Origin of the sequence: Curtobacterium sp. YC1 (assembly GCF_016267665.1) — a bacterium.
Lineage (GTDB): Bacteria > Actinomycetota > Actinomycetes > Actinomycetales > Microbacteriaceae > Curtobacterium.
In genome coordinates this window covers 2,589,346-2,614,870 of the sequence record NZ_CP066341.1, presented here as the reverse complement: position 1 = coordinate 2,614,870, position 25,525 = coordinate 2,589,346, and the positions used below count along the sequence as shown (strand labels likewise).

Sequence of the window (25,525 nt, the reverse complement as noted above, 5' to 3'; positions counted from 1 at the left end):
CGGGGAGCGGGAGACGGGAGGCCACCGGCACACGCGGGTGAGCCGCTGCGTCCGCAGCGGCTTCAGCGCACGCAGCGCACGCAGCGCACGCAGCGCGCTCAGCGCCCCAGGGCCTCCCGGCCGGTGCGGGCCTCGGCGGCCGCCGGGCCGAAGTCGACGACGCGGTCGTCGATCGCGAACCGGTACCGACCGAGCCGACGGACCTGCGGGTCGTGGCCCAGGAACGACGCGAGGTCGTCGTGTTCCTCCGGCGTGAGCCGCTGCACCGGGTCCGACGTGGAGCGGAAGCCGCACACCCGCGCGAGGTCGGCGAGCAGGGCGCGCTGGTCGGCGGTCAGTGCCTCGTCGTCGGCGGTTCCGTCGTCGGCGGTCCCGTCGCCGGCGCGGAACGAGACGACGTCGGGGTCGATCCGGTACAGCGAGTGCATCCAGACGCGTTCGAGCGGGCCGATCAGGCCGTTCAGGCCGCCCTCGTGGCTGGGGTCGGGCACGGTGGCGTCGCTCTTCCAGAACGACGCCGTGTCGGGGCCGGCGCGCATCGCGTCGAGGACCCCGACGGACGCCAGCATCGGCGCGCCGCACCCGAGCAGGTGCACGTCGTCACCGACGACCCGGCGGATGAGCGCGATCGCGTCGCGGTAGACCTGCTCCCGGTCGCCGTCCCGGTGGCGGACGCCCCGGAGTGCGGCGGCGGACAGGAAGTCGAGCTTCAGGTAGCGGAAGCCCCAGTCGACGACGGCGCGGAAGACCGCCGTCAGGTGCTCCTGCACCGCCGGCAGCGTGGTGTCGAGCGCCCAGTAGTGCGTGTCCCAGTTGTACCCGGCGATGATCGGACCGTCGCCGTCCTCGCGCTGGACGAGCCAGTCCGGGTGCTCGCGGGCGGTGCGGGAGTCGGGCAGGCAGATGAACGGCGCGAGCCAGAGCCCCGGGCGGGAGCCGCGGGCCGTGATCCGTCCCGCGATCGGCGCGAGTCCGTCGGGGAACCGGTCGTTCGGCTGCCAGTCGCCGACGATCTCCTCCCAGCCGTCGTCGACCTGGACGACGTCGAACGGCAGGGCGCCGAGGGCCTCGACGGCGCGCTCGATGCGCTCGGCGTCGATGTCCTCGAAGAACGAGTACCAGCTGCACCAGACGGTCGACACCGAACCGGCGTCCGGCGAGGTGCCGAAGTGGGCGGCGAGCTGCGCGGCGTAGGCGTCGAACACGGCGGACTCGTCGCCGACCCCGAGGAACCACTGCCCGCCGTCGTGCTCGGGCCGGCCCCACAGCGAACCGCCGTCCGCTCCCGCACGCGGGACGCCGAGTCCGACGGCGCCGAGCAGCACCACCCGGCCGTCGGCCAGGGCGACCGCGACGGCGCCGTTGCCCTCGTGCCGGTCCGGGGTGTCGTTCGCGGCGTCGTCGGCGGTCACGGTCCGCTCCGGGTCGCCCGAGATGCGCAGGGGTGCATCGCCGATCGGGGTCCAGCCGGTTGGCGACCACGAGGTCCAGCCGTGGCGGTACACCTCGACGGCCGCTCCGGCGTGCTCCACCGTGAGGGGCCCGGACGGCAGCAGCCAACCACCCGGCACCGCGTGCGCGCCCGGGTCGTCCGGTCCGGTCCCGCGCAGGCGGACCGTCCGTCCGGTCGTCGGGGGCGTCCGGTTCACGTCGTCGTCGCGGTGCACGGTCGGCAGTCTGCCGTCCACGGTCGTGGCACGACCAGTGCGGGCAGGGAGGTGCGCAGTCGGTCTGCGCGGTCCGTGCACGATCGCGCCCCCGAACGGGCATCGCGCCCCGGGGAGTCGGGGCGCGACGACGGCAGCGGGGCGCGACCGTGCTGCCGCTCGACCTGGCGCGCGGCGGCCGGCACGCCGCACCGGCGTCAGCGGGGCTCGGGGGAGCGACTCGCGACGACGTGCACCCGCACGCCCAGGTCCGCGATGCGGCCGAGCTCGGCGGGGTCCGCGCCGTCGTCGGTGACCAGGTCGTGCACGCCGCGCATCCCGACCACGGGCGCGAGCGTCGTCCGCCCGATCTTCGACGAGTCGGCGACGACGATCGTGCGCTGGGCGTTGCGGAGCATCGCGGCGTTCGTCCTGGCCTCGGTCTCGTCGTGCGTGGTGGCACCGCCGGCGGCGCTCACCCCGTCCATCCCGACGAAGGCGGCGCCGACGTTCATCGCCGCGAACGCGTTCTCGGCCAGGACGCCGACGAGTTCGAACGAGTGTGGTCGGATCGTGCCGCCGGTCATGACGACGCGCAGGTTCGGCCGCGCCCCGATCTCGCCGGCGGTGGTCAGGGAGTTCGTGACGATCGTGAGCCCGCTGCGGAACACCAGCGACCGCGCGACCGTCGCCGCGGTGGTGCCGCCGCCGATCGCCACCGCCAGGGGGCCGTCCGGCAGGAGCGCGGCAGCGGCTCGCCCGATGCGCTGCTTCACCCCGCGCGACCGGCCCTCACGCAGCCGGACGGGGATCTCGGACGTCGGGACCGCGATCCGCGCACCCCCGTGCGTGCGGGCCAGCAGTCCCTGCTGCTCGAGGTCGGCGAGGTCCCGCCGGGCGGTCGCCGCGGAGACCCCGAGGGTGTCGACGAGTTCCTGCAGCGACACCGCACCCTGCTCGGACAGGAGTTCGAGCATCGCGAGCATGCGCCGGGACCGCTTGCCCGAGCCGGATGCGGGCGAGGTCTGGCCGAGGGCGGTGGAGCGGTCGTCGATCACGAGGGCGATCGTAGCGGTCAGTCATTCTGATCGTTTCGCTCGGAATGTTGGCCGGACGATCGATCCGCAGCATCATTCCTGAGCATGACCCGTGTTGCGTTCATCGGTGCCGGCAGTGTCGTCTTCACCCGACAGCTGCTCGCCGACCTCCTCGGCTTCGAGGACCTGCCCCAGCTCGACCTCCGACTCCACGACGTCGACGAGCGCCGTCTCGCCGTCGCCGAGGGCACCGCCCACCAGGTGAGCGAGCGCCTCGGCCGCCCCCTGCAGGTGACGGCGACGACCGACCGGCGTCGCGCCCTCGCCGACGTCGACTTCGTCGTGAACATGGTGCAGATCGGTGGGGTGGACGCCACGCGCCTCGACCTCGAGATCCCGGCCCGGCACGGCCTGCAGCAGACGATCGGTGACACCACCGGCGTCGGCGGCGTCTTCCGTGCGCTGCGGACCTTCCCGTTCCTGACCGGTCTGCTCGAGGACATGCGGGCCGTGGCACCCGGCGCGGTGCTGCTGAACTACACGAACCCGATGGCGATGAACGTCTGGTGGGCGAACGTCGTGGCACCGGACATCACGACCCTGGGGCTGTGCCACAGCGTCTACTGGACGGCGAACGACCTGGCCGAGCTGGTCGGCCTGCACGTCGACGACACCCGGTTCCGGGCCGCCGGCGTCAACCACCAGGCTTGGCTCCTCGACTGGACCCACGACGGCCAGGACCTGTACCCGCGACTGCGCGAGCGCATCCGGCAGGACCCCGAGCTCGAGCGCCGGGTGCGCGTCGAGGTGTTCCGCCGCATCGGCTTCTACCCGACCGAGACGAGCGAGCACTCGTCGGAGTACCTGCCGTGGTTCCTGCGGTCCGCCGAGCAGATCGAGCGGTTTCGGCTGCAGCCGCTGGAGTACGTCGGGATCTCCGAGGAGAACCTCGCCGAGTTCGCGGCCGCCGAGCGCGCCCTGGCGAACGGCGAGCCGCTCGAACTCGAGCAGGGGGCCGCGGAGTACGCCCCGCAGGTGATCCACTCCCTGGTCACCGGCACCGAGCGCGAGATCCACGCCAACGTCGTCAACGACGGACTCATCGACAACCTGCCGGCCGGGTGCGTGGTCGAGGTCCCGACGAGCGTCGGCGCCGGCGGTGTCGTACCGCAGCCGATGGGCTCGCTGCCGACGGCCGCGGCGGCGCTGAACCGCTCGTACGTCTCGGTGAACGAACTCACGATCCGTGCCGCGCGCGACGGCGACCCGCTGGCCGTCCGCCAGGCCGTGCTCGTCGACCCGAACGCGTCGTCCACGCTCACCCCCGCGCAGATCTGGGACCTGTGCAACGAGCTCGTCGCGGCCCACGGCGACCTGCTGCCGGAGCCGCTCCGCGTGCAGCTCGACCCGGCCGCGATCTGATCCGCTCCCGAGCGACCACCCGACACTGACGACGAAGGAGTCCCCAGTGACCCGAACACGACCCCGCGCGACCCCGGCCCGGTCCGGCCGTCGCCGCCGTGCCCGCTGGACCGCGGCGGCGGCCGTCCTGGCGGTGACGGCCTCGGCCCTCGCCGGCTGCGCCACCCAGGGCGCCACGGAACTCGACACCGACGCCCCCGTGCGCCTGACCATGTGGTCGGGGCAGAGCGACGAGGCCGAGAAGCTGCTGCAGCGACTCGTCGACGAGTACGAGGACGACCACCCCAACGTGACGATCGACATGTCACCAGGGGCGTCGTCGACGGACGAACTGCTGCAGAAGCTCGCGGCCTCGTTCGCCGGGAACGACTCGCCGGACATCTCGTACACGTTCGGCTCGTGGGCGAGCCAGCTCGAGCGATCGGACCGCACGCTCGACCTGCGGGACACCGTCGCCGAGCCGGAGGTCGCGTGGGACGAGTTCACCCAGGCGGCGCGTGACACCGCCCAGCCGACCGGTGGCAAGGTAATCGGGTTCCCCGCGGTGGTGGACAACATCTCGCTGCTCTACAACACGACGGTGTTCGACCGCGCGGGCGTCGCGTACCCGACGGCCGACTGGACGTGGGAGGACTTCCGGGAGGCCGCGGAGCAGCTCACCGACGAGGACAGCAACACCTTCGGGTACGGCTACTCGGTGTCCGGCAGCGAGGAGACGACCTGGCAGATGTGGCCGCACCTGTGGCAGAACGGCGGCGAGATCCTGAGTGCCGACGGCAAGCAGGCGGCGTTCGACTCCGAGGCCGGCGTCGAGGCGCTCTCGTTCCTGCGCGACATGGCCGTCGAGGACGAAAGCGTGTACCTCGACCAGACCGACACGAAGTTCGCGCAGCTGTTCGAGAGCGACCGCATCGGCATGATCACCTCGGGCCCGTGGGAGCTGTCCGCCCTGAAGACCGCGGGGACCTCGTACGGGGTCGTCCAGTTGCCGGGGACCGACGGCGACCACCAGACGGTGTCCGGCCCGGACCTGTGGACCCTGTTCGACAACAAGGACGTCAACCGTGCCTACTGGGCGACGGACTTCACCAAGTGGTTGACGGCGAAGGAACAGGACGAGCGGTTCAACGTCGCGGTCGGCAACCTGCCGCTGCGCTCGAGCGAGGCGTCGAGCCCGGCGTTCCGGGAGCAGGCGAAGGCGCTCCCGGGCCTCGACGTCATGCAGGAGAACTCCGCGAACGCGAAGCAGACCCGCCCGACCGTCCCCGGCTACAACGGCCTGTCCGAGGCCTTCGGCAACGCGGTCGCGCACGTGCTGCAGGGCGAGGGCGACCCGAAGACCGCACTCCGGCAGGCGAGCGACGCCGCCGACAAGGCACTCCGCCAAGGCTAGGAGCCCCCATGACCACCTTCGCACTCCGCCCCGCCGAGCACGCAGACCACCCGGACGACCCCGAGCGGCCCCGCCGTCGTCGTCGATCCGCCGCGGCCGTCCGCGAGGGCCTGGCCGGCTGGGGCTTCGTCGCCCCCGCACTCGTCGTCGTGCTCGGGCTCACCCTGTTCCCCGGCGCCTGGGCACTCGTCCTGTCGTTCCAGAGCTGGGACGGGTTCAGCCCCGCGACCTTCGTGGGCGGACAGAACTACGCCGACCTGGTGACCGACGACGGCGTCCGCGCGGCGGTCGTGCACACCGTGCTCTACACGGTGCTGTTCGTGCCCGCCTCGCTGCTGCTCGGTCTCGCCCTGGCGGTCGCCCTGAACCGGCGGATCCGCTTCATCGGGCTGTACCGCACGGCGATCTTCGTGCCCTTCGTCGCGTCCGCCGCGGCCACCGGCATCCTGACGACCTACCTGTTCAGCCCGCAGTTCGGCATCGTGAACAACGTGCTGCGGGTCCTGCACCTGCCGCAGCAGGGCTGGCTGGAGGACCGGAGCGAGGCGATGCTCGTCATCGTCATCATGTCGCTCTGGGGGCAGGCGGCCTTCACGACGGTGATCTACCTGGCGGCGCTGCAGGACGTCCCCGCCGACGTGATCGAGGCCGCCCGCATCGACGGCGCGAACGCCTGGCAGACCTTCTGGCGCGTCGTGTGGCCGCACCTGGCCCCGGTCACGGCGTTCGTCGCGATCTACCAGACGCTGCAGGCGGTGCAGTTGTTCGACCTCGTGTACGCCACCACGCGCGGCGGCCCGCTCGACGCCACGCAGACCATCGTCTACTACCTGTGGAAGACCGCGTTCCAGAACCTGCAGTTCGGGTACGGGTCGGCGATCGCCTACGGCATGTTCTTCGTCACCCTCGTCGCCACCGTCGTCGTCACGCTCGTGCAGCGGCGCGCGGGAAGGAGCTCGCTCTGATGTCCACCGAGACCCAGGTCCTCGAGTCCCCGTCCCGCGTGCGGGTCGGTGCCGCGTCCCGCCCGACCGGGGCCGTCCGACGCCGTCGCCGCCTGCCGTTCAGCCCGTGGCACCTGCTCCTGCTGCCGGTGTCCGTCCTGTTCCTGCTGCCGTTCGTCGAGATGTTCCTCACGTCGATCGAACCGGCGTCGGAGATCAACAAGTTCCCGCCGTCGTTCTTCCCGACGCAGTTCACCCTGGGCGGCTACGCCCGGCTGTTCGCCGACTCGGACATCCTGCACTGGCTGCTCAACACCGTCATCGTCTCGTCGTCGGCGATCGTGTCGCACCTGGTGCTGTGCTCCCTGGCGGGCTACGGCTTCGCGCGGCTGCGGTTCCCGGGCCGCACCCTCGGGTTCCTCGCCGTCCTGGCGACGATCATGATCCCGTCGCAGCTGCTGATGATCCCGACGTACGTGATGTTCGCCCGGCTGCACCTGGTCGACCACCTCGGCGCCGCCATCGTGCCCTGGCTCGCCTCGGCCTTCGGCATCTTCCTCATGCGTCAGTTCTTCCTGTCGCTGCCGGCCGAGCTCGAGGAGGCCGGCATGATCGACGGCTGCAACCGGCTGCAGGTGTTCTTCCGCATCGTGCTGCCGCTCGCCAGGCCCGCCCTGGCGACGCTGGCGATCTTCACCCTGCTCGGTTCGTGGAACGACCTGGTGTGGCCGCTCGTCGCGATCAACGACGACGACGCCTTCACGCTGCAGCTCGGCCTGACCAACTTCCAGGGGTTCCGTCGGACCGACTGGTCGTTGCTCATGGCGGGGAACGTGGTCGCCACGCTCCCGCTCATCCTGCTGTTCCTGGTCGCCCAGAAGCAGTTCGTCGCGACGATGGCGTCGGCGGGCCTCAAGGGCTGACCGCCCACCCGCGTCCCCGTCGCACCCCCGGAAAGGAACACCGTGACCACCGACGTCACCACCCCCGCAAGCGCCACCCTCGGCGAGATCCACCAGCAGCCCCGGGCCTGGCGTGACCTCGCCGTGCTCCTCGACCAGGCACGGGAGCCGCTCGACGCCTTCCTCGGTCGAGCGCTCGAGGACCCCCGCACCCGCGTCGTGCTGACCGGCGCCGGTACCTCGGCGTTCGTCGGCCGCATCGTGGCCGAGTCGCTGCGCGGTCGCCTGCACCGGCGGTTCGACGCCGTGTCGAGCACCGACCTCGTCGCGGCGCCCCGCACGGTGCTCGCCGAGGGCGTCCCCGTGCTGCTCGTCTCGTTCGCCCGGTCGGGCAACAGCCCCGAGAGCATCGCCGCGACGGAACTCGTCGACGCACTCGCCCCCACCGCCCACCACCTGGTCGTGACCTGCGACCCGACGGGTGCGCTGGCCGTCGGGCACGGGGACCGCGAGGACTCCTTCGTGCTGACGATGCCGCCGCAGACGAACGACACCGGCTTCGCGATGACGTCGAGCTTCTCGAGCATGCTGCTCGCCGCCCTGCTGGCCTTCGTGCCGACGGACGCCGCGGCGCTCGACCGGATCGTGGCGTCGGGGGAGCGGGCGCTCGCCGCCGAGGACGGTCTCGACCGGATCCTCGACCGCGCACCGCGCCGCATGGTGTTCCTGGGCGGGGGTGCGCTCGCCGGGCTCGCCGAGGAGTGCGCGCTGAAGACGCTGGAGCTGACCGCGGGCACGGTCGCGGCGTTCCACGACACCCCGCTCGGCTTCCGGCACGGTCCGAAGGCGGTGCTCGACGACGAGACCGTGGTGGTCGTGCTCCGGTCGGCGGACCCGCGGGTGCGGCGGTACGACGACGACATCGTCCGCGAGATCCGCTCGGACCGCCCCGACCAGGTCGTCGTGGTCGGCGCGGACGCCGACCAGCAGGGGGCCGGGGGCCTCGACCTCGTCTTCCCCGAGGCCGAGGGACTCGACGACGGCCTGCGCGCCGTCGGGCTCGTCGCCGTCGCGCAGCTGCTCGCGCTGCACGCCTCGGTGCGGCTCGGCTGCACCCCGGACAACCCGTTCCCGGACGGGTCGGTCAACCGTGTCGTCCGCGGCGTCACCATCCACCCGCTCGACGCGACGGACGCGGGAGCGGGACGGGCATGACGCTGTTCCTGGGCCTGGACGGCGGCGGCACGAAGACCGCCGTGGTCCTCGCCGAGGGCGACGGCCGGGTGCTCGCCCGGTGGCGCGGTCCGGCGTGCTCGTGGCTGGACGGCGGCGTCGCCGTGGTGGCGGACGTGGTCGCTCGCGGGACGCACGCGGTGCTCGCCGAGGCGGGGCGCTCGACCGCCGAGGTCACGCACGCGTTCTTCGGGGTCCCCGGTCACGGCGAGTCCTCGGGCACCGACGACCGGCTGGACGCGCTGGCCGCTCAGGCGCTCGGCCACCGCCGGTACACGGTCGGCAACGACATGCTCGCCGGGTGGGCGGGGTCACTCGGTGGTCGCGACGGCATCAACGTCATCGCGGGCACGGGCTCGATGGCCTACGGCGAACGGGGCTCGCGGACGCACCGGGTCGGCGGCTGGAGCGAGCTGATCGGCGACGAGGGGTCGGCGCACTGGATCGCCCGCCGCGGCCTCAACGCCTTCAGCCGCATGGCCGACGGCCGCCTGCCGCGGACGCCCCTGTACGACCTGCTGCGGGCGCGGACCGGGATCTCGGACGACCTCGACCTGGTCGGCCTGGTGATGCACGACTGGCAGGCCGGCCGGACCGAGGTCGCGACGCTCTCCCGGGTCGTCACGGCCGCGGCCGCCGCGGGGGACCCGGCCGCCGGAGCCGTCCTGGACGCCGCCGCCGACGAACTCGTCGAGCAGGTCCGGGTGGTCGCGGACCGCATCGGCGACGACCCGGACGGACAGCCGACCGCGGTGTCGACCTCGGGCGGGGTGTTCTCCGACGACGGATTCCGCGCCCGGTTCGCGAGCCGCGTGGTGGCCGGACGGGGGAGCGGACAGGGGAGCGGTGCAGGCCCGCGCTTCGCCCTGGTCGAGCCGGTGCTGCCGCCCGACCTGGGCGCGGTCGTCTACGCGATGCGCGTCGTCGGACACGCCGTCCCCGCCACGTGGACCGCGGTTGAGGACCCGGCGCGCCAGCGCGCGACCGGCTGACACGTCGGCCCGTGCCGTCCGGTGCGGGCCGGTCGCGCCGACGGGACCCGTGTCGGTCTGGAGGCCCGTGGCGGGCCCCGCCCCGGGCCTCCAGACCGTCGCGGGGTGCGTCAGCGACGCACGTCGCACCCGCAACTCGCGCCGACGACCAACTCGGCGGGCACCAGGTCGCGGTGCCACTGGTTGTCGGCGTCGAGGCCGAGCACCCGGTCGACAGCGGCGACGGCCATCGCGCCGGTCGGCTGCCGGACCGTGGTGAGCTGCGGGTTCGTGTAGTCCGCCTCGGCCGTGCCGTCGAACGACACGATCGCGACGTCCTCGGGGACGCGCAGGCCGAGCTCCCACAGCGCCCGCATGACGCCGATGGCCTGCATGTCCGAGCTGACGAACACCGACCGCGGTCCGGAACCGTCGGCGAACATCCGCAGGCCGGCCTCGTAGCCGCCGCGTCGCGTGAAGTCGGTGCGGACGATGGGGCCGTCGGGCAGGTCCGCCTGGCGCAGGGCGCGCATCCAGCCCTGCTCGCGCAGCTCCATCGAGCCGGTGTGGCCCATCACCAGGCCCACGGAGCGGTACCCGTGCTCGATCAGGTGCCGGGTGCCGTCGAGGGCGCCGCCGAGTGCGTCGACGCCGATGCTGGCGTACTCGGGAACCTCGAAGAACGTGTTGAGCAGCACCATCGGCAGTCCCGGGTCGGTCACCGTGGACAGGTCCGGCCTTGTCAGGATGCTCGTCACGATGACGCCGTCGACCTGGCGGGCGGAGAGACTGCGGAGCCGCTCGCGTTCCTGCCGCGCGTCGCCGTCGCTGTTGGCGAGCAGGACGTCGTACCCGCGGGCGGCCGCGGCGTGGGTGACCTCGACCGCGAGTTCGGACCAGAACGGGTTCTCGAGCTCCGGGACGATCAGGCCGAGCATCTTCGACGACCCCGTGCGCAGGGCCTGGGCGCTGGCGTTCGGGCGGTAGCCGAGCACGCGGATGGCCTCGCGCACGCGGGCGGCGGTGGCGGCCGCGACCGGGCGGGGACCGTCGTGCACGACGTAGCTGACCACCGAGGTGCTGACGCCGGCGTAGCGGGCGACGTCCGCGCGGGTGACCGCCCTCGGGTTCGTCGGGACGGTCACGGCAGCCACCTTCGTCGGGTCCGGGTACGGCGTCCGGGTGCCGGCCCCGCAGGACCGACACCCGGACGACGTGTTACTCGGACGCGATCGTAGTCGACGCCGTGGCCCCCGCCGACGCCGGTGCGTTCGTCGACCCCGCGGTGCTGGTCGACGCCGCGGTGCTCGCGGTCTCGGGAACGTCGCCGAAGTCCGGCACCTCCAGACGGACGCCCCCCTGCAGGGCGGACTGGTGGGCGACGATGCCGGGCAGCGTGAACCGGGCGGCCGTCCAGGCGTTCACCGGCGGCAGCGTCCGGTCGACGACGGCACGGACGAAGTCGTCGGCCAGGAACTGGTGGCTGCCCTCGTGCCCGGTCGGCACGCCGTCGTACTCGGCCGGCAGGCGGTCGGTGTCGTGCACCTCGGCGTAGCCGGACACGAACGCCTCGCGCAGGGACGGGTCGACGTCGGCCAGGCGCGGGTCGTCGAGCGACATCGTGGCCTTGGTGTCGATCTTGTCGCTGATGTCGACCGAGTCCTGCTTGTCCTGCCAGACGCTGACCTTCGCCAGCTGCTCGAAGCTCGCTTCGGTGCCGAAGTACCGGAAGCGGGACTCGCGGATGTGCGACGGGTAGCCGACGCGGCGCATCTCGTTGATGCGCACGACGCCGCCGTTGTCGAGCTCGAACAGTGCCGTGGCGTTCGAGAAGTCGTTGTCGAACTGGCTGACGTCCTTGTCGAAGACGCCGTCGCCGCGGTCGTCGCGGACGCCGATGCAGCTGACGCTCACCGCGTGCCCCGGGATCGCGCCGAGCACCCCGCCGACCGAGTGGGTGGGGTAGAGCATCGGCGGGTAGCTGGCGGTGCGCTTCCACTCGTCGCCGCCGCTGTACTGGTACGCGGCGTAGAACCCGAGGTCCATGTCGTGCACGTAGTCACCCTCGGCGTAGAACACCCGGCCGAAGGCGCCGGCGGCGACCTGCTGTCGGGCGAAGACCGTCGCCGGGTTGTAGTAGCTCGTCTCGCCCATCATGTAGGTGAGGCCGGTCTCGCGCACGGCGTCGATGATGTCGCGGATCTCGTCGACCGAGATCGCCATCGGCACCGCGGAGTACACGTGCTTGCCGGCCCGCAGTGCCCGGACCACGAGCGGGCCGTGGGTCCAGCGTTGCGTGAAGATCGCGACGGCATCGACGTCCGACGCGAGCACGGCGTCGAAGTCGGGGAACGTGCCGTCCAGGCCCTGGGCCTCGACGAGTTCGGACGCGCGCTCGTCGACGAGGTCGGTGACGAAGACCCGGTCGACGTCGGGGTGGAGCTTGAACAACTTGGCGAACTGGGGGGCGAACTGGCCCGCGCCGACCATGCCGACAGAGATCATCAGTGACCTTTCCGAGGTGAGGGATGTGTCGCCGGGCGGGTCGCCCCGATGCGAACGCGGTCATCCTGTCACACGCTGTCTACACGTGACAACCGGCTTTCCCGCTGCTGGAACAGCCCTTGCCACTGTGTGTCCCCACGTGTAGATTCCCGGCTCACGGACTGCTGCACGTCAGTCCACCGCAGACGAAGGAGTCGCGATGGCCACCGAGAGCCCCGTGTCGTCAGCCCTGACGACCGCCAGCACGAGACGGAGGAGTCGGCCGGCCGACCTCGCCCGTGCACGCACCAGCGCACCGCGGCGCCGCCCCAGGAACGACCTGTGGCTCGCGCTCGCCTTCATCGCCCCGGCCGCCCTCGGCTTCGTGGTGTTCCTCGCCTGGCCGACGGTCCGGGGCATCTGGCTGAGCTTCACCTCGTACAACCTGCTGACCGAACCCGAGTTCACCGGCCTGCAGAACTACGCCCGGCTGGTGCAGGACTCGATCTTCTGGCACTCGATGGTGGTGACGATCGAGTACGTCGCGATCAACATCGTCATCCAGACCGTCGTGGCGCTGTTCATCGCCGTGATGATGCACCGCCTGACGAAGTCGACGTTCGTGCGGGGCATCGTCCTGGCGCCCTACCTGGTGTCGAACGTCGTCGCCGCCCTCGTCTGGCTGTGGATCCTCGACACCCAGCTCGGCATCGGCAACGAGCTGCTCGCCGCGATCGGGCTCGACCGGGTCCCGTTCCTGCAGAGCGACGTCTGGGGCATCCCCTCGATCGCGCTCATCAACGTCTGGCGGCACGTCGGGTACACGGCCCTGCTCATCTTCGCGGGCCTGCAGTCCCTGCCCGAGACCGTGTACGAGGCCGGGCGCATCGACGGCGCGAGCGAGTGGAAGATGTTCTGGCGCATCACGGTGCCGCTGCTCCGCCCGATCCTGTCCCTGGTGCTCATCATCACCGTCATCGGCTCGTTCCAGGTGTTCGACACCGTCGCCGTCACCACACAGGGCGGGCCCGCGAACGCCACGAACGTCGTGCAGAACTACATCTACAACCTGGCGTTCGGCCGGTTCCAGTTCGGCTACGCGTCCGCGGTCTCGGTCGCGCTCCTCATCGTCCTCAGCATCATCACGATCATCCAGTACCGACTCACCCGCTCGGGCGAGTCCGACCTGGACTGAACGGAAGCGCCATGACCACGACACTCACCCGTTCCGTCACCACGTCCCGTCCGCCCCGGATGGGAGCAGGCCACCGCAGTCGCCCCTCGGTCGGCCGGGTCCTCGCCTGGGCCGCGATGATCCTGGTCATCGTCGTCACCCTGTTCCCGTTCTACTGGATCCTGCGCACCGCGCTGTCGTCGAACACCGCGATCAACGCCGACCCCACCTCGCTGCTGCCCGTCGGGTTCAGCACGGGCGGGTTCGAGCGCGTGTTCGGCCTGCAGTCCACCGAGGAAGCGCTGGCGCAGGGTGGCTCCGGTGCCGCGCTCGACTTCTGGCGGTACCTGGGCAACTCGATCCTGGTGTCGACGCTCGTCACGGTCGGCCAGGTGTTCTTCTCGGCAGCGGCCGCCTACGCGTTCGCCCGCCTGCGCTGGCCCGGCCGCGACCGGGTGTTCGCGGTGTTCCTGGCCGGGCTCATGGTCCCCGCGATCTTCACGCTGCTGCCGAACTTCACGCTCATCAAGCAGCTCGGCCTCGTCGACAACCTGCTCGGCATCGCCCTGCCGACGATGTTCATGACCCCGTTCGCGGTGTTCTTCCTGCGGCAGTTCTTCCTGGGCATCTCGAAGGAGGTCGAAGAGGCAGCGCTCATCGACGGCGCCGGCAAGGTCCGCGTGTTCTTCCGACTGGTCATCCCGATGGCCGCGGCACCCATCGCCACCCTCGCCGTGCTCACCTACATCACGAGCTGGAACGACTACTTCTGGCCGCTCATGGTGTCGTACACCGACAGCTCGCGGGTGCTCACCGTCGCGCTCGGCGTCTTCAAGTCGCAGACCCCGCAGTCCGGCACCGACTGGGCGGGGCTGATGGCCGCGACCCTGGTGGCGGCGCTCCCGATGATCCTGCTGTTCGGCGTCTTCGCCAAGCGGATCGTCAACTCCATCGGCTTCTCCGGGATCAAGTGACCCGGCTCCGGACAGGACAGACACCATGACGAACCACCTGACCCGCCGTGCCCTGCTCGCCGGCGGCGCCTCCGCCCTCGCCCTCGGCGCGCTCGCCGCCTGCTCGTCACCGGGCGACCGCCGGACCCCGGCCCGCTCGGGCACCCGCACCGTGAGCTACTGGCTGTGGGACGCCAACCAGCAGCCCGCCTACCAGGCCGTCGCCGACGCCTTCCACCGCGAGCACCCCGACATCACCGTGCAGATCACCCAGCTCGGCTGGAACGACTACTGGACCAAGCTCACGGCGGGGTTCATCGCCGGCACCGCGCCGGACGTCTTCACCGACCACCTGACGAAGTTCCCGCAGTACGCCGACCTCGACGTGCTGTACGGGCTCGACGAGCTCGAGGCGACGAAGGGGATCCGCGACGACGACTACCAGTCCGGGCTCGCCGCACTGTGGACGGGCCGGGACGGACACCGCTACGGATCACCGAAGGACTGGGACACCGTCGCGATGTTCTACGACCGGAAGGCCATGGCGACGGCCGGGGTCTCCGCCGAGGAGCTCGGGTCGCTCGCGTGGAACCCGGACGACGGCGGCACGTTCGAGCGGATGCTCGCGCGGCTGACCGTGGACACGAAGGGGCGGCGCGGCGACGAGGACGGCTTCGACAAGGACGACGTCGCCGTCTACGGCATCTCGTCGAACGGGTCGGGCGGTGACGGCTTCGGGCAGACCCAGTGGTCGCCCTTCACCGGTTCGGTCGACTGGTCCTACACGAACGAGAACCCCTGGGGCGACCGGTTCCGCTACGACGAGCGGGTCGTGCAGGACACCCTCGCCTGGTACTACCGGCTGGCCGACAAGGGCTACATGGCGAAGTACGGGGTGTTCTCCACCACGACCGGGCCCGAGGTCCAGCTCGGCGCGGGCAAGTGCGCGCTGTCGTTCAACGGCTCGTGGATGATCGGCTCGTACCTCGGCATGGAGGACCTGGACATCGCGGTCGCCCCGACCCCGATCGGTCCGAGCGGCCACCGGGCGTCGATGTTCAACGGGCTCGGCGACTCGATCACGAAGCAGGCGAAGGACCCCGAGGCCGCGGCGGAGTGGGTCGCGTTCCTCGGCAGTGACGAGGCGCAGCGGATCGTCGGCGAGCGCGGGATCGTGTTCCCCGCCCGACCCGCCGGCACCGAGGCCGCGGTCGCGTCCTTCCGCGAGCGCGGGCTCGACGTGTCGGCCTTCACCCGCCAGGTCGAGGAGGGCACGACGTTCCTGTTCCCGGTGACGAAGAACCCGGCCGACGTGCAGGCGCTCCTGCAGCCCGCCTTCGACGGCGTCTACGCCAACGGCGAGCCGATCTCGACGCTCACCGGCGTCAACGAGCAGGTGAACACCCTGCTCGCGCTGACGTGACCCGAGCCGACCCCGCGAGCACGGACCGGACGCGCCGCGCCCGGTGGCCCTGGTCGTCCGCACACCGCACCGGCCAGTGCGGTGTGCGGACGACGCGTTGACCGCTCCGCCGACCGGACCGAGACTGGGGCCGATGACAGCTCTCACCTCACTCGTGTACATGTCCGTCGCCGTCGACGACCTGACCGACGACCAGCTGGTCGCCATGCTGCGTGAAGCGCGGCTCCGCAACGACGCCCTGGGGGTCTCGGGGCTCCTGCTCGCCAAGGGCGGCCGGTTCATGCAGGTGCTCGAGGGACCGGCGTGGAGCGTCGAGGACCGCTTCGCCGCCATCGAACGCGACCCGCGTCACCGTGACGTGAAGTCGCTGTCCCGCGAGACCATCAGCGCACGCCGCTTCGACGGCTGGGCGATGGCCTTCGGCAACCCGACCGCGGCCGAGATCCAGGACGAGCCCGGCTTCAGCACCTTCCTGAGCGAGCGCAGCGGCCTGCCGACGGGCCTCGCCGGCACGCCGGCCGACTGGCTGCTCCGCTGGTTCCGTGGTCGCGACCTGCAGGACCTGCCCGAGGAGCGGATCTCGCTGGGCCGCCACGCGGCCTGACGCCACCACCGGCGTTCTGGGCCGACGCGACCGGCCGTTCCGGTCGGGAGGCGCGGTGCGGCGCCGCCCCGCGCCTCCCGACCGGCAGACTGGTCGCGTGGAACGACGTGAGCAGATCCTGGTGGCCGCGGCCGAGGAGTTCGACCGCGTCGGCTTCGCCGCCGCGACGATCGCGGCGATCGCCCGCGCGGCGGGTGTGTCGCAGGGAGCGCTGCACTTCCACTTCCCGACGAAGACCGCCCTGGCGCTCGGCGTCATCGGCGAGCAGAACGCCCGCACCTTCGACGTCGTCAGCCACACCGACAGCTCGCCCGTCGCCGCGCTGATCGGGGCGTCGCACGGCATCGCGCTGCTGCTCCGCACCGACCCGATCGTGCGCGCGGGCATCCGGCTGTCGCTGGAGCGCGGGGAGTTCCAGACCGCGACGCTGAGCTTCTACGAGCAGTGGATCGGCGGGATCGTCGACGTCTTCCGCCTGGCGGGCGCGAGCGGGGAGCTCCGCACCGACCTGACCGCCGAACAGCTCGGGTCGACCGTGGTGCCGTACTTCACGGGCGTGCAGCTGGTGTCCGACGTCCGGACGCGGCGCACCGACCTGTTCCCGGCGGTCGCGACGATGTGGCGTGTGGTGATCGCGGCGACGGCGGACCCGAGGCACCGCGACCGGCTGCTCGCCGTGGTCGACGAGGCGTTCGGCACCGACTGACGCCGGGGGATCCGGCCGCTGGGTCGAGCCGGCGTCAGGGGAGGTCGTGCAGCTCGCGGTCGCGGAACCACTTCAGCAGCCAGGCGGCGCTGGTGCGGTCGAACGACCGCGGGAAGTCCATGGTGCCGGACAGGAAGGGACTGAAGCCCTCCTCGGACCGCACGTCGGCGTCGTCGAGTGCGCGGTAGGCCATCGACCAGCCGTCGAAGCGCCGTCGCTCGATGTCCTCGCGCACGAGCGACTTCACCTCGCCGTGGCGGGGGTCCTTCGCGATCACGGCGAACCGGTCGTCGACGCTCCACGCCGGCCCCTCGAGCAGCTGCATGAACCGGCCGCCCTTGGCGAGCAGGAGCCCGGAGACCCCGAGCGCCTCGTTGCGGAGCCGCGACTCGGCGAGCAGCACCGCCAGCGCGTCGTCGTCGAAGGGGACGACGGCGCGACTCATGTAGACGATGGAGACGAGCACTCCTCCATCCTGCTGGGTGCGGGCCCGTTGCGCGAAGTGGATGTCCGCAACGCGCCCGCTGGGGCGGCGCTGCGGGTCAGCCCTGCGGCAGCTCGTGCGCGGTGACGTCCTCGTTGCGCTTCTTCCGCCACGGGCGGGCGGGCGTGTTCGGGCCGTCCCAGACGAGGATCGCGCCCCAGGCCGCGGCGATCAGCGGCACGGAGATGATCGCGCCGGTGATGCCGGCGAGGACGGTGCCGGCGGTCAGCCCGATCAGGATGACGAGGCCGTGCAGCTTGAGGGTGCGACCCATCAGGACCGGCTGCAGGAAGTTGCCCTCGAGCTGGTTCACGACGATCACGATGCCGATCACGATGAGCGCCTGCACGGGACCGAGGGCCACGAGCGCGACGAGGGCGGCGAGGATGCCGGCGGCGGTGGCACCGACGATCGGGATGAACGCCGTGATGAAGACGATGACGGCCAGCGGCAGGGCGAGCGGGACGCCGACGATCGCGATGCTGACACCGATGCCGATCGCGTCGACGGCAGCGACGGTGGCCGTACCGCGGACGTACCCGCCGAGGGTCGAGACCACACGGTCGCCGACGCGGCGTGCACGGGCGTAGCGCTCACCGGTGAAGGGCCGGAGCAGGAACTCCCAGATGCTCGGGCCGTCCTTCAGGAAGAAGAACAGCACGACGATCATCAGGACGAGCCCGGTCAGGAAGTTTGCCGTGGCCGAGGCACCGGCGAGGGCACCGGAGCCGAACTGCGCGCTCGTCACGAAGTCGGAGGCACCCGCGACGGCGTCGTCGATCTGCTTGTCCGAGATCGAGAACGGCAGGGTCTTCGCGAACGTCTGCAGCTGCTGGAACCCGTCGACGGCGGACTTCTGCAGCTGTGCCCACTGGTTCTCGACCGCGACGACGATGAGCCAGCCGATCAGCCCCAGGACCGCGAGGACGCCGATGAGCACCGCGAGGGTGGCCAGCACCGACGGCACCCGGTGCTTGCGGAGCCACGACACCACGGGGTGCATGGCCGACGCGATGATGAGCGCGAGGAGCACGGGGATCGTGACGACGCTCAGGATGTTGCTCGCCCAGACGATGCCGGCGATGACCACCACGACGATGATGAGCTGCAGGCACCGGGTCGCGAGGTGCCCCGCGGAGTCGGACCAGGCCGCCTGGACCCTCGACGGAGTGGGCGTGGTGGTCGGGCGCGGAGCGTCGCGGAAGAACGGCATGCCCGAGACGCTACCGACCGGACGGCCGACGCGCCGGTTCCGCCGGTTCGATCGTGGGTGGGGTGTCCTGTCCCCGCGTCGCCGGGGCGACGAGGAACGCCGCGACCAGCAGGACGAGGGGCACGAGCATCGCCGTCTGCAGGCCGAGGTGCTCCCCGACGAACCCGAGCAGCGGCGGCCCCACCAGGAAGGCGATGTACCCGGCCGTGGCCACCACCGACACACGGCGGTCGCCGTCGGTGGGGTGGTCGCCCGCGGCCGAGATCGACAGGGGGAACCCGAGGGCGATGCCCAGCCCCCAGACGCCGGCGGCCGCCGCGGTGACGACCGGACTCGGCGACAGCACGACGAGCAGGACCCCGACGGCACCGACCGCGGCACAGACCCGGACGACCGGGGCGCGACCGAACCGGGCGACGAGCGGGGTGCCGGCCGCTCGACCGATGAGCATGGCGAGGGCGAACCCGGTGAACACGAGGGACCCGACCGATTCGGGGGCGTCGTGGTCGGTGGTCATCAGCAGCGGGAGCCAGTCGCTCGCGGCACCCTCGGCGAAGGCCATCGCCAGCGTGATGACGGCGATCATGGCGAGCTGCACGGTGAGGACGGAGCGGCGGGCTCCCCGGCGGGCGCCGGGGGCATCGGCAGGCGTGTCGGCCGGTGTGTCACGGGGCACCGGCCGCAGGTTCAGCGCCGCGAACCCCGCCAGTGCGGCCATCACCGCGGCACCGACGAGCAGGTGCGCCCCGACCGGGGTCCGCACCGCCGTGACGGCGATGCCGACGACCCCGCCGACCACGCTGCCCAGGCTGAAGCAGGCGTGCAGCACCGGCACGACCGGTCGCCCGATCTGCCGTTCGACCGCGGCGGCCTCGACGTTCAGCCCGATCTCGGCGACGCCCGCCCCGAAGCCGATCAGGAACAGCCCGGCCCAGACCCCGGCGGCGACCTGCGCCGGGGCGAGCAGCGCGACGAGCACCATGCCGACGACGGGCAGCGCGCCCCCGAGCAGGATGAGCGGGCGGTTGCCGGTCCGTCGCACCAGCGCCCCGGCGCCGAGGATCCCGATCATCGACCCGATCGACAGCCCGAGCAGGACCAGGCCCATCGCCTCGATGGACGCCCCGAGCTCGTCGCGGATCGCGGGCGTCCGGGTGATCCACGTCGCGATCCCGAACCCGGTCACCGTCGACGTGGCGAAGAGTGCGAGTCGATGCCGCCCGGCCATGCCCCCATCTGATCGGTCCGCGGGCAGCCCGTCAAGGGCGACCGCGTCACGCGCCTAGGATCGGGCCCATGGCGACCGTCCTCCTCGTCCGTCACGGACGCACCACCGCGAACGCCACCGGCGTCCTGGCCGGACGCACCGCCGGCGTGCGGCTCGACGCCGTCGGCCGCACCCAGGCCGAGCGGACCGCGGAGCGCATCGCCGCGGTGCCCGTCGTCGCCGTGGTGTCGAGTCCGCTCGAGCGCTGCCGGCAGACCGCCCGCGCGATCCTCGACCGGCAGACCGACCGGCAGACCGACCGACCGGCCGGGCCGCCCGCCTCGTTGATCGAGCGGGCCATCACCGAAGCCGACTACGGGCAGTGGCAGGGCCGGACGCTCGCCGACCTGGCGAAGGAACCCCTCTGGCGCACGGTGCAGGCGAACCCGAGCGCCGTCGTGTTCCCCGGCGGCGAGTCGATGCAGACCATGCAGTCCCGCGCCGTCGCGGCCGTGCGGCGGATCGACGCCGAGGTCGAGGCCGAGCACGGACCCGGAGCCGTCTGGGTCGCGGTGAGCCACGGCGACATCATCAAGAGCGTGCTCGCCGACGCGTTCGGCATGCACCTCGACCTGTTCCAGCGCATCGGGGTCGGACCGGCCTCGGTGTCCGTCGTGCGCTACGGCGAGCACCGGCCCGAGGTGGTCGCGACGAACACCGAGTCGGGCGACCTGTCCTGGCTGCGCACCGCCCCCGCGCCGAGCGGGGACGCCGCCGTCGGTGGCGGAGCCGGGCACGCGGAGCCGACCGCCGGGACCGGCCCCGTCGGACCCTGAACGGGCGGAGCCGCTCGCTCCTACAATGCGGGTATGCCCACCATCGTCCACGGCTTCGACTGGCCGGACCGCCTCGTCGTCGGCACCATCGGCCGTCCGGGTGAGCGCGCCTTCTACATCCAGGCCCGCTCCGGCAGGCGGGTGACCAGCGTCGCGCTCGAGAAGGAGCAGACCGCGGTGCTCGCCGACAAGATCGACGAGCTCCTCGACGAGGTCGCCACCGTCGACGACAACCGCTTCAGCGTCCCGCCGACGGTGCCCGCCGAACTGCGCGACCCGGAACCGCTGGACCAGCCGGTCGAGGCCGAGTTCCGTGCCGGGGCCCTGAGCCTGGGCTTCGACCCGTCCACCGCCCAGGTCGTCATCGAGGCGTACCCGATCGACGACGACGTCGAGATCGTGTCCGAGGAGAGCGAGGACGGCCTGGAGATCGAGGCCGTGGTCGAGATCCCCGAACCCGCCGAGCTCTTCCAGGTGAAGATCCCGGTCGGCACCGCCCGGGCCTTCGTCCAGCGCACGCGCGAGGTCGTCGCCGCGGGTCGTCCGCCCGGCACCGGGCGACCGTCCGGCGACGCATGACCGACGGATCGGTGTCCATCCGGGCACGCATCCGCGAGGCGTCGAACGCCACCTTCCTCGCCGAGCTCGACGGTGCGTCCGTCGTCTACAAACCCGTCGAGGGCGAGCGCCCGCTGTGGGACTTCCCGGACGGCACGCTGGCCGGCCGCGAGGTCGCGGCGCACCTGGTGTCCGAGGCGTTCGGCTGGGGCGTGGTCCCGCCCACCTGGATCGGCGACGGTCCGTTCGGCCCGGGCATGGTGCAGCGGTGGCAGGACGTCGACCCCGAGCAGGACGCCGTCGACCTGGTCGACCCGGAGACGGCCGAGGCGGACGGATCGCCCTGGCTGCCCGTGCTCGAGGCCATCGACGAGCACGACCGGCCCGTGACGCTCGTGCACGAGGACTCCGAGGCCCTGCGCCGGATGGCCGTCTTCGACGTCGTCGTGAACAACGCCGACCGCAAGGGTGGACACGTGCTCGCCATGCCCGACGGGCACCGCCACGGCGTGGACCACGGCCTGACCTTCCACGTCGAGCACAAGCTGCGGACGGTGCTGTGGGGCTGGATCGGGGAGCCGCTGAACCCGGACGAGCTGGAAGGGCTGGACCGGGTGTCCGAGGCGCTGCGCGGTGGACTGGGCGACGCGCTCGCCGAGCACCTGACCGACGAGGAGATCGACACGCTGCGGGCGCGCTGCGCGGCCCTGCGTGCCGTCGGGATCTTCCCGCCGCCGCCTGGTCACGGCCCCGCCGTGCCCTGGCCGCTGTTCTAGACGCACCCGACGGACGGACTGGAGGCGTGGGGCGGGCCCGCTACGAGCCTCCAGGCCGTCCCTGGCTGGCTTCAGCGCCCCCGGTCGTCGCGGGGGAGCGCGTCGCCGCCTCGGCGACGGGAGCCGAGGTAGGAGCCGACGACGGCGACCCCGAGGTCGTCGTTCTCCGGCGCCACGACGCTGCCGTCGACCCGCTTCGCCATCGCATCGATGAACCGGGCGAGCCCCGGGTCCTCGCCGAGCCGGAAGAACGTCGTCTGGGCGCCGAGCCGTCCGGCGTTCTCGAGTTCCCGGACGGTCAGGGCGATCGTGACCGGGTCGGGCGGGTAGTCGAACCAGACCTGCCCGTTCGGCTCGAGGTGCGACGTCGGCTCCCCGTCGGTGACGACGAGGAGCACCGGCTGCGCGGTCGGGTGCTTCCGGAAGTGCCGGTTCGCGAGCAGCAGCGCGTGGTGCAGGTTCGTGCCCTTGTCCCACTGGGCGTCGAGCCCGACGAGCTGGTCGACGTCCATCACCTCGGCCTCGCGACCGAACGCGATGAGCTGCAGGTCGTCGCCGCGGAACCGGGTCGACACCAGGGTGTGCAGCGCGAGGGCCGTACGCTTCATCGGGACCCAGCGGTCCTCCATCGCCATCGAGAACGACGTGTCGACGAGCAGCGCGACGCAGGCCTGCGTGCGGGCCTCGGTCTCCTGCACCTCGACGTCGTCGATGGTCAGGCGGACCCCCGGACCCGTCCGGCCGCCCGCACCGGCAGTCCGGGTCAGGGCGTTCGTGACGGAGCGCGGGATGTCCCACGGTTCGGTGTCGCCGAACACCCACGGCCGGGTCGCCCCCGAGAGGTCACCGGCGGCACCCGATCTGCGCAGGTCGCGGGTTCCCTGCCGCCCGGACATCCGCTGCGCGACGTCCTTGAGCAGGCTCCTGCCGAGCTGCCGCATCGCCTTCGGGGTGAGCCGGAGCTGGCCGTCGGCACCGCGGCGGACGGCCCCGGAGTCCCGCAGGGCCCGCTCGAGGCGTTGCAGGGTCCTCGCGTCGACCGCCGCCTCGTCACCGAGCTGCCGTGACAGGGCGTCGAGGTCGAGGTCGTCGAGCTCCGACCCGGGGCCGGACTGCGCGAGCTGGTCGGCGAGGGCGTCGAGGTCGGCGATGTCCTGGAAGACCCCCGTGCCGTCGCCGAGTCCGAGGCCCTGCTGCCCGTCCATCCGCTCCGACCCGCCCCAGTCCTCGCCGGGCCGCAGCGCGCGCAGGGTGCCGTCGAGCTGCGACAGCTGTCCCATCAGGTCGGGGGAGCCGAACGCCTGCTGCGCGAGGGAGTCGAGTTCGTCCCGCTGCTCCTGGGTCATCGAGTTCCGCATGCGCTGCGCCGCCGCCGCGCGGGCCGCCAGGTCGTCGAGCAGCTCGTCGACGTTCGCGGGGTCCGACGGGAAGTACTCCCCGTGCTGGTCCATGAAGTCGTCGAACTGCTGCCGGGTGTCCTCGCCGCGGGCGTGCGCCTCGAGCAGGGCGTTGAGGTCCTGCATCATCGCGCTCACCGCCGCGCGGTCCTGGTCGGTGGCACCCTCGAGCGCCTGCTTCATGCCGGCGAAGCGCTGGTCCAGCACCTCGCGGCCGAGCACGTCCTTGATCTCGTCGTACTTCTGGCGGGCCTCGCGGCTCGTCCAGTCGTAGTCGCCGAGTTCCTGCACGGCGGCGGCGGGGGAGGGCGACAGGCTGTCGAGCTGCAGCTCGGCCAGGGCACGGTCGCCGTCGTCGAGGTCGACGTTCCGGGCGAGCTCACCCCGCTCGGCACGCAGGGCCTGGTCGAGCAGCTCGCGCACCTGCTGCAGGGTGCCGTCGAGGTTGTTCGTGCTCGTCAGCTCCCGGCGCCGCTCGGCCACCCGGCGGGCCAGGTCGTCGAGGCCGCGCTGCGTCCGACCGCCACGGCGCAGGAACTCCCGCATCGCGCGCTCCGGCGAGGTGCCGCCCATCACGTCCTGCCCGATCGCGTCGAGCGCCTCGGCCAGGTCGACCGGTGCGGCGAGCGGGTCGGGACCGCCGTCGTAGCGGCCGTAGCGCGCGTCGCGGGTCAGGCGGCGGTTCTGCCTAGCCATAGACGGCTTCGCCCCCGCCGGACTCCTTGCTGATCCGTCGGGCCAGGAACAGTGCCTCGAGGGCGAGCTCGATCGCGCCGGCCCGTTCGCCGTCGTTCGTCGCACCCATCCGCTCGCACACCTGGTCGTAGACGTCCGACTCGCCGACCGAGGGCAGCCCCTCGAGGAACGCGCGAGCACTCACCTGTTCGCCCGTGGTCACCATCGTGCCCCCGTCGAGCGCGTCGACGAGCACGGTGAGGTCGAGCCCGCGGAACCGTGCGCGGACGGTCTCGGCGGTCGCGGTGCGGAGCAGGTGCTCGAGCACCTCGTCGGCCCGGTCCTCCTCGCCGTTCTCGAACTCGATCTTGCCGCCGAGCACGTCGACCGCGGTCTCGAGGTCGATCGGCCGTGCCACGGCCTCGTCCTCGCCCTGGCGTGCGGCCCGGTGCACCGCGGCGGCGGACACGGTCTCGGCGCCGGCGATCGCGAACCGGGCGCTGACCCCGCTGCGCTGGTCGACGGCGCTCGACGAACGGAGGGCCCGGGTGAAGCGGGCGAGGATCTCGACCAGGGCGTCGGGCACCGCGGCCGTCAGCTGGGCCTCCTGCCGGATGACGGCGATCTCGTCGTCGAGCTCGATCGGGTAGTGCGTGCGGATCTCGGCGCCGAAGCGGTCCTTCAGCGGCGTGATGATCCGGCCGCGGTTCGTGTAGTCCTCGGGGTTCGCGCTCGCCACCACCAGGACGTCGAGCGGCAGGCGCAGCACGTAGCCGCGGATCTGCACGTCGCGCTCCTCCATCACGTTGAGCATCGCGACCTGGATGCGTTCGGCCAGGTCGGGCAGCTCGTTGATCGCGACGATGCCACGGTGGCCGCGGGGGACGAGCCCGAAGTGGATGGTCTCCGGGTCGCCCAGACTGCGGCCCTCGGCGACCTTCATCGGGTCGACGTCGCCGATCAGGTCGGCCACGCTCGTGTCCGGCGTCGCCAGCTTCTCGACGTAGCGGTCGTCCCGGTGCCGCCAGCTGATCGGCAGGGCGTCGCCGAGGTCCTCGGCCCGCCCGATGCTCGCGGTGGTGATCGGTTCGTACGGGTGCTCGCCGAGCTCGGAGCCGGTGATGACCGGTGTCCACTCGTCGAGCAGGCCCTGCAGGGTGCGGAGCAGACGGGTCTTGCCCTGGCCGCGCTCGCCGAGCAGGACCACGTCGTGTCCGGCGATGAGGGCGCGTTCGAGCTGGGGGACGACGGTGGTCTCGAAGCCGTGCAGGCCGGGCCACGGATCGGTGCCCTGGCGCAGGGCGGTGAGCAGGTTGTCGCGGATCTCGGCGCGGACCGTCTTCTGGACGTGACCAGAGGTGCGGAGCTCGCCGACCGTGCGGATGTCAGGTCGGGTCACCGATCCGACGCTACGCCGCGTTCGCGACGGCGACCAGAGGCGGACCGGAGGCACGGTGCGGGCCCGCCCCGTGCCTCCGGTCCTGCTT

23 protein-coding genes are annotated in these 25,525 nt (G+C 72.1%); 14 read left to right on the top strand and 9 right to left on the bottom strand.

Annotated elements, in window-relative coordinates:
• Nucleotides 1–98 precede the first annotated feature (98 nt).
• Both I8920_RS12270 and I8920_RS12265 read right to left on the bottom strand, forming a co-directional pair.
• Nucleotides 99–1,667: a glycoside hydrolase family 36 protein gene (locus I8920_RS12270; RefSeq protein ID WP_198656598.1), complete on the bottom strand. Its 1,569-nt coding sequence runs from the start codon at nt 1,665–1,667 to the stop codon at nt 99–101.
• Nucleotides 1,668–1,864: 197 nt separating this feature from the next.
• Nucleotides 1,865–2,704, bottom strand: coding sequence for a DeoR/GlpR family DNA-binding transcription regulator (locus I8920_RS12265; protein WP_232832734.1), 840 nt, complete (start codon nt 2,702–2,704; stop codon nt 1,865–1,867).
• Nucleotides 2,705–2,788: 84 nt separating this feature from the next.
• Between I8920_RS12265 and melA the strand changes: the two genes are divergently transcribed.
• Genes melA through I8920_RS12235 form a run of 6 tightly spaced genes read left to right on the top strand, consistent with a single transcriptional unit; the run spans nt 2,789 to nt 9,569 of the window.
• Entirely contained in the window at nt 2,789–4,105 is a 1,317-nt protein-coding gene (gene melA, locus I8920_RS12260; protein WP_198656597.1) for an alpha-galactosidase, read from the top strand.
• 46 nt (nt 4,106–4,151) lie between these two features.
• Nucleotides 4,152–5,498 (top strand): ABC transporter substrate-binding protein, encoded by a 1,347-nt coding sequence (locus tag I8920_RS12255; protein WP_198656596.1) that lies wholly within the window; start codon nt 4,152–4,154, stop codon nt 5,496–5,498.
• Between the two features lie 8 nt (nt 5,499–5,506).
• Nucleotides 5,507–6,463, top strand: a complete 957-nt coding sequence (locus I8920_RS12250; protein WP_198656595.1) for a carbohydrate ABC transporter permease — start codon at nt 5,507–5,509, stop codon at nt 6,461–6,463.
• Nucleotides 6,463–7,365, top strand: a complete 903-nt coding sequence (locus I8920_RS12245; RefSeq protein WP_198656594.1) for a carbohydrate ABC transporter permease — start codon at nt 6,463–6,465, stop codon at nt 7,363–7,365. The genes I8920_RS12250 and I8920_RS12245 overlap by 1 nt, the downstream gene beginning before the upstream one ends.
• A gap of 42 nt (nt 7,366–7,407) precedes the next feature.
• Nucleotides 7,408–8,559 (top strand): SIS domain-containing protein, encoded by a 1,152-nt coding sequence (locus I8920_RS12240; protein ID WP_198656593.1) that lies wholly within the window; start codon nt 7,408–7,410, stop codon nt 8,557–8,559.
• On the top strand, nt 8,556–9,569 hold the full coding sequence (locus I8920_RS12235) for an N-acetylglucosamine kinase (RefSeq protein WP_198656592.1): 1,014 nt from the start codon (nt 8,556–8,558) through the stop codon (nt 9,567–9,569). Before I8920_RS12240 ends, I8920_RS12235 begins: the two co-directional genes overlap by 4 nt.
• A 110-nt stretch (nt 9,570–9,679) precedes the next feature.
• Here the strand turns inward: I8920_RS12235 and I8920_RS12230 are convergent, their stop codons facing one another.
• Nucleotides 9,680–10,702 carry a LacI family DNA-binding transcriptional regulator gene (locus I8920_RS12230; RefSeq protein WP_198656591.1) on the bottom strand — a complete coding sequence of 341 codons (1,023 nt, stop codon included), beginning with the start codon at nt 10,700–10,702 and terminating at the stop codon, nt 9,680–9,682.
• 64 nt (nt 10,703–10,766) lie between these two features.
• Nucleotides 10,767–12,053 carry a Gfo/Idh/MocA family protein gene (locus I8920_RS12225; RefSeq protein WP_442873560.1) on the bottom strand — a complete coding sequence of 429 codons (1,287 nt, stop codon included), beginning with the start codon at nt 12,051–12,053 and terminating at the stop codon, nt 10,767–10,769.
• A gap of 199 nt (nt 12,054–12,252) precedes the next feature.
• Between I8920_RS12225 and I8920_RS12220 the strand changes: the two genes are divergently transcribed.
• From I8920_RS12220 to I8920_RS12200, 5 genes are all read left to right on the top strand, one after another.
• Nucleotides 12,253–13,227, top strand: coding sequence for a carbohydrate ABC transporter permease (locus I8920_RS12220; RefSeq protein ID WP_225557245.1), 975 nt, complete (start codon nt 12,253–12,255; stop codon nt 13,225–13,227).
• Nucleotides 13,228–13,238: 11 nt separating this feature from the next.
• A complete protein-coding gene (locus I8920_RS12215; protein WP_198656590.1) occupies nt 13,239–14,180 on the top strand; it encodes a carbohydrate ABC transporter permease in 942 nt (313 codons plus the stop codon).
• Nucleotides 14,181–14,205: 25 nt separating this feature from the next.
• The gene (locus tag I8920_RS12210; RefSeq protein ID WP_198656589.1) at nt 14,206–15,582 is read left to right on the top strand and encodes an ABC transporter substrate-binding protein; all 1,377 of its coding nucleotides are present in this window, start codon (nt 14,206–14,208) and stop codon (nt 15,580–15,582) included.
• 133 nt (nt 15,583–15,715) lie between these two features.
• Nucleotides 15,716–16,186 (top strand): BLUF domain-containing protein, encoded by a 471-nt coding sequence (locus I8920_RS12205; protein ID WP_198656588.1) that lies wholly within the window; start codon nt 15,716–15,718, stop codon nt 16,184–16,186.
• A 97-nt stretch (nt 16,187–16,283) separates the two neighbouring features.
• On the top strand, nt 16,284–16,892 hold the full coding sequence (locus I8920_RS12200) for a ScbR family autoregulator-binding transcription factor (RefSeq protein WP_198656587.1): 609 nt from the start codon (nt 16,284–16,286) through the stop codon (nt 16,890–16,892).
• 34 nt (nt 16,893–16,926) lie between these two features.
• Here I8920_RS12200 and I8920_RS12195 read toward each other — a convergent pair whose 3' ends face one another.
• The 3 genes from I8920_RS12195 to I8920_RS12185 form a co-directional block, all read right to left on the bottom strand.
• A complete protein-coding gene (locus I8920_RS12195) occupies nt 16,927–17,358 on the bottom strand; it encodes a BLUF domain-containing protein (RefSeq protein ID WP_198656586.1) in 432 nt (143 codons plus the stop codon).
• Nucleotides 17,359–17,434: 76 nt separating this feature from the next.
• Complete coding sequence (locus I8920_RS12190) at nt 17,435–18,589, bottom strand: AI-2E family transporter (RefSeq protein ID WP_198656585.1); 1,155 nt, start codon at nt 18,587–18,589, stop codon at nt 17,435–17,437.
• Between the two features lie 10 nt (nt 18,590–18,599).
• Nucleotides 18,600–19,817: an MFS transporter gene (locus tag I8920_RS12185; RefSeq protein WP_182066772.1), complete on the bottom strand. Its 1,218-nt coding sequence runs from the start codon at nt 19,815–19,817 to the stop codon at nt 18,600–18,602.
• 68 nt (nt 19,818–19,885) lie between these two features.
• On the opposite strand from I8920_RS12185, the gene I8920_RS12180 reads away from it, so the two are divergent.
• The 3 genes from I8920_RS12180 to I8920_RS12170 are packed head-to-tail and all read left to right on the top strand — an operon-like array spanning nt 19,886 to nt 21,966.
• Nucleotides 19,886–20,632 carry an MSMEG_4193 family putative phosphomutase gene (locus tag I8920_RS12180; protein ID WP_198656584.1) on the top strand — a complete coding sequence of 249 codons (747 nt, stop codon included), beginning with the start codon at nt 19,886–19,888 and terminating at the stop codon, nt 20,630–20,632.
• Between the two features lie 33 nt (nt 20,633–20,665).
• On the top strand, nt 20,666–21,211 hold the full coding sequence (locus I8920_RS12175; protein WP_198656583.1) for a DUF3090 domain-containing protein: 546 nt from the start codon (nt 20,666–20,668) through the stop codon (nt 21,209–21,211).
• The gene (locus I8920_RS12170; RefSeq protein ID WP_198656582.1) at nt 21,208–21,966 is read left to right on the top strand and encodes an SCO1664 family protein; all 759 of its coding nucleotides are present in this window, start codon (nt 21,208–21,210) and stop codon (nt 21,964–21,966) included. The genes I8920_RS12175 and I8920_RS12170 overlap by 4 nt, the downstream gene beginning before the upstream one ends.
• Nucleotides 21,967–22,037: 71 nt before the next feature.
• Here the strand turns inward: I8920_RS12170 and I8920_RS12165 are convergent, their stop codons facing one another.
• Nucleotides 22,038–24,059 carry a vWA domain-containing protein gene (locus I8920_RS12165; protein WP_198656581.1) on the bottom strand — a complete coding sequence of 674 codons (2,022 nt, stop codon included), beginning with the start codon at nt 24,057–24,059 and terminating at the stop codon, nt 22,038–22,040.
• Nucleotides 24,052–25,437: an AAA family ATPase gene (locus I8920_RS12160; RefSeq protein WP_198656580.1), complete on the bottom strand. Its 1,386-nt coding sequence runs from the start codon at nt 25,435–25,437 to the stop codon at nt 24,052–24,054. Before I8920_RS12160 ends, I8920_RS12165 begins: the two co-directional genes overlap by 8 nt.
• Nucleotides 25,438–25,525 lie beyond the last annotated feature (88 nt).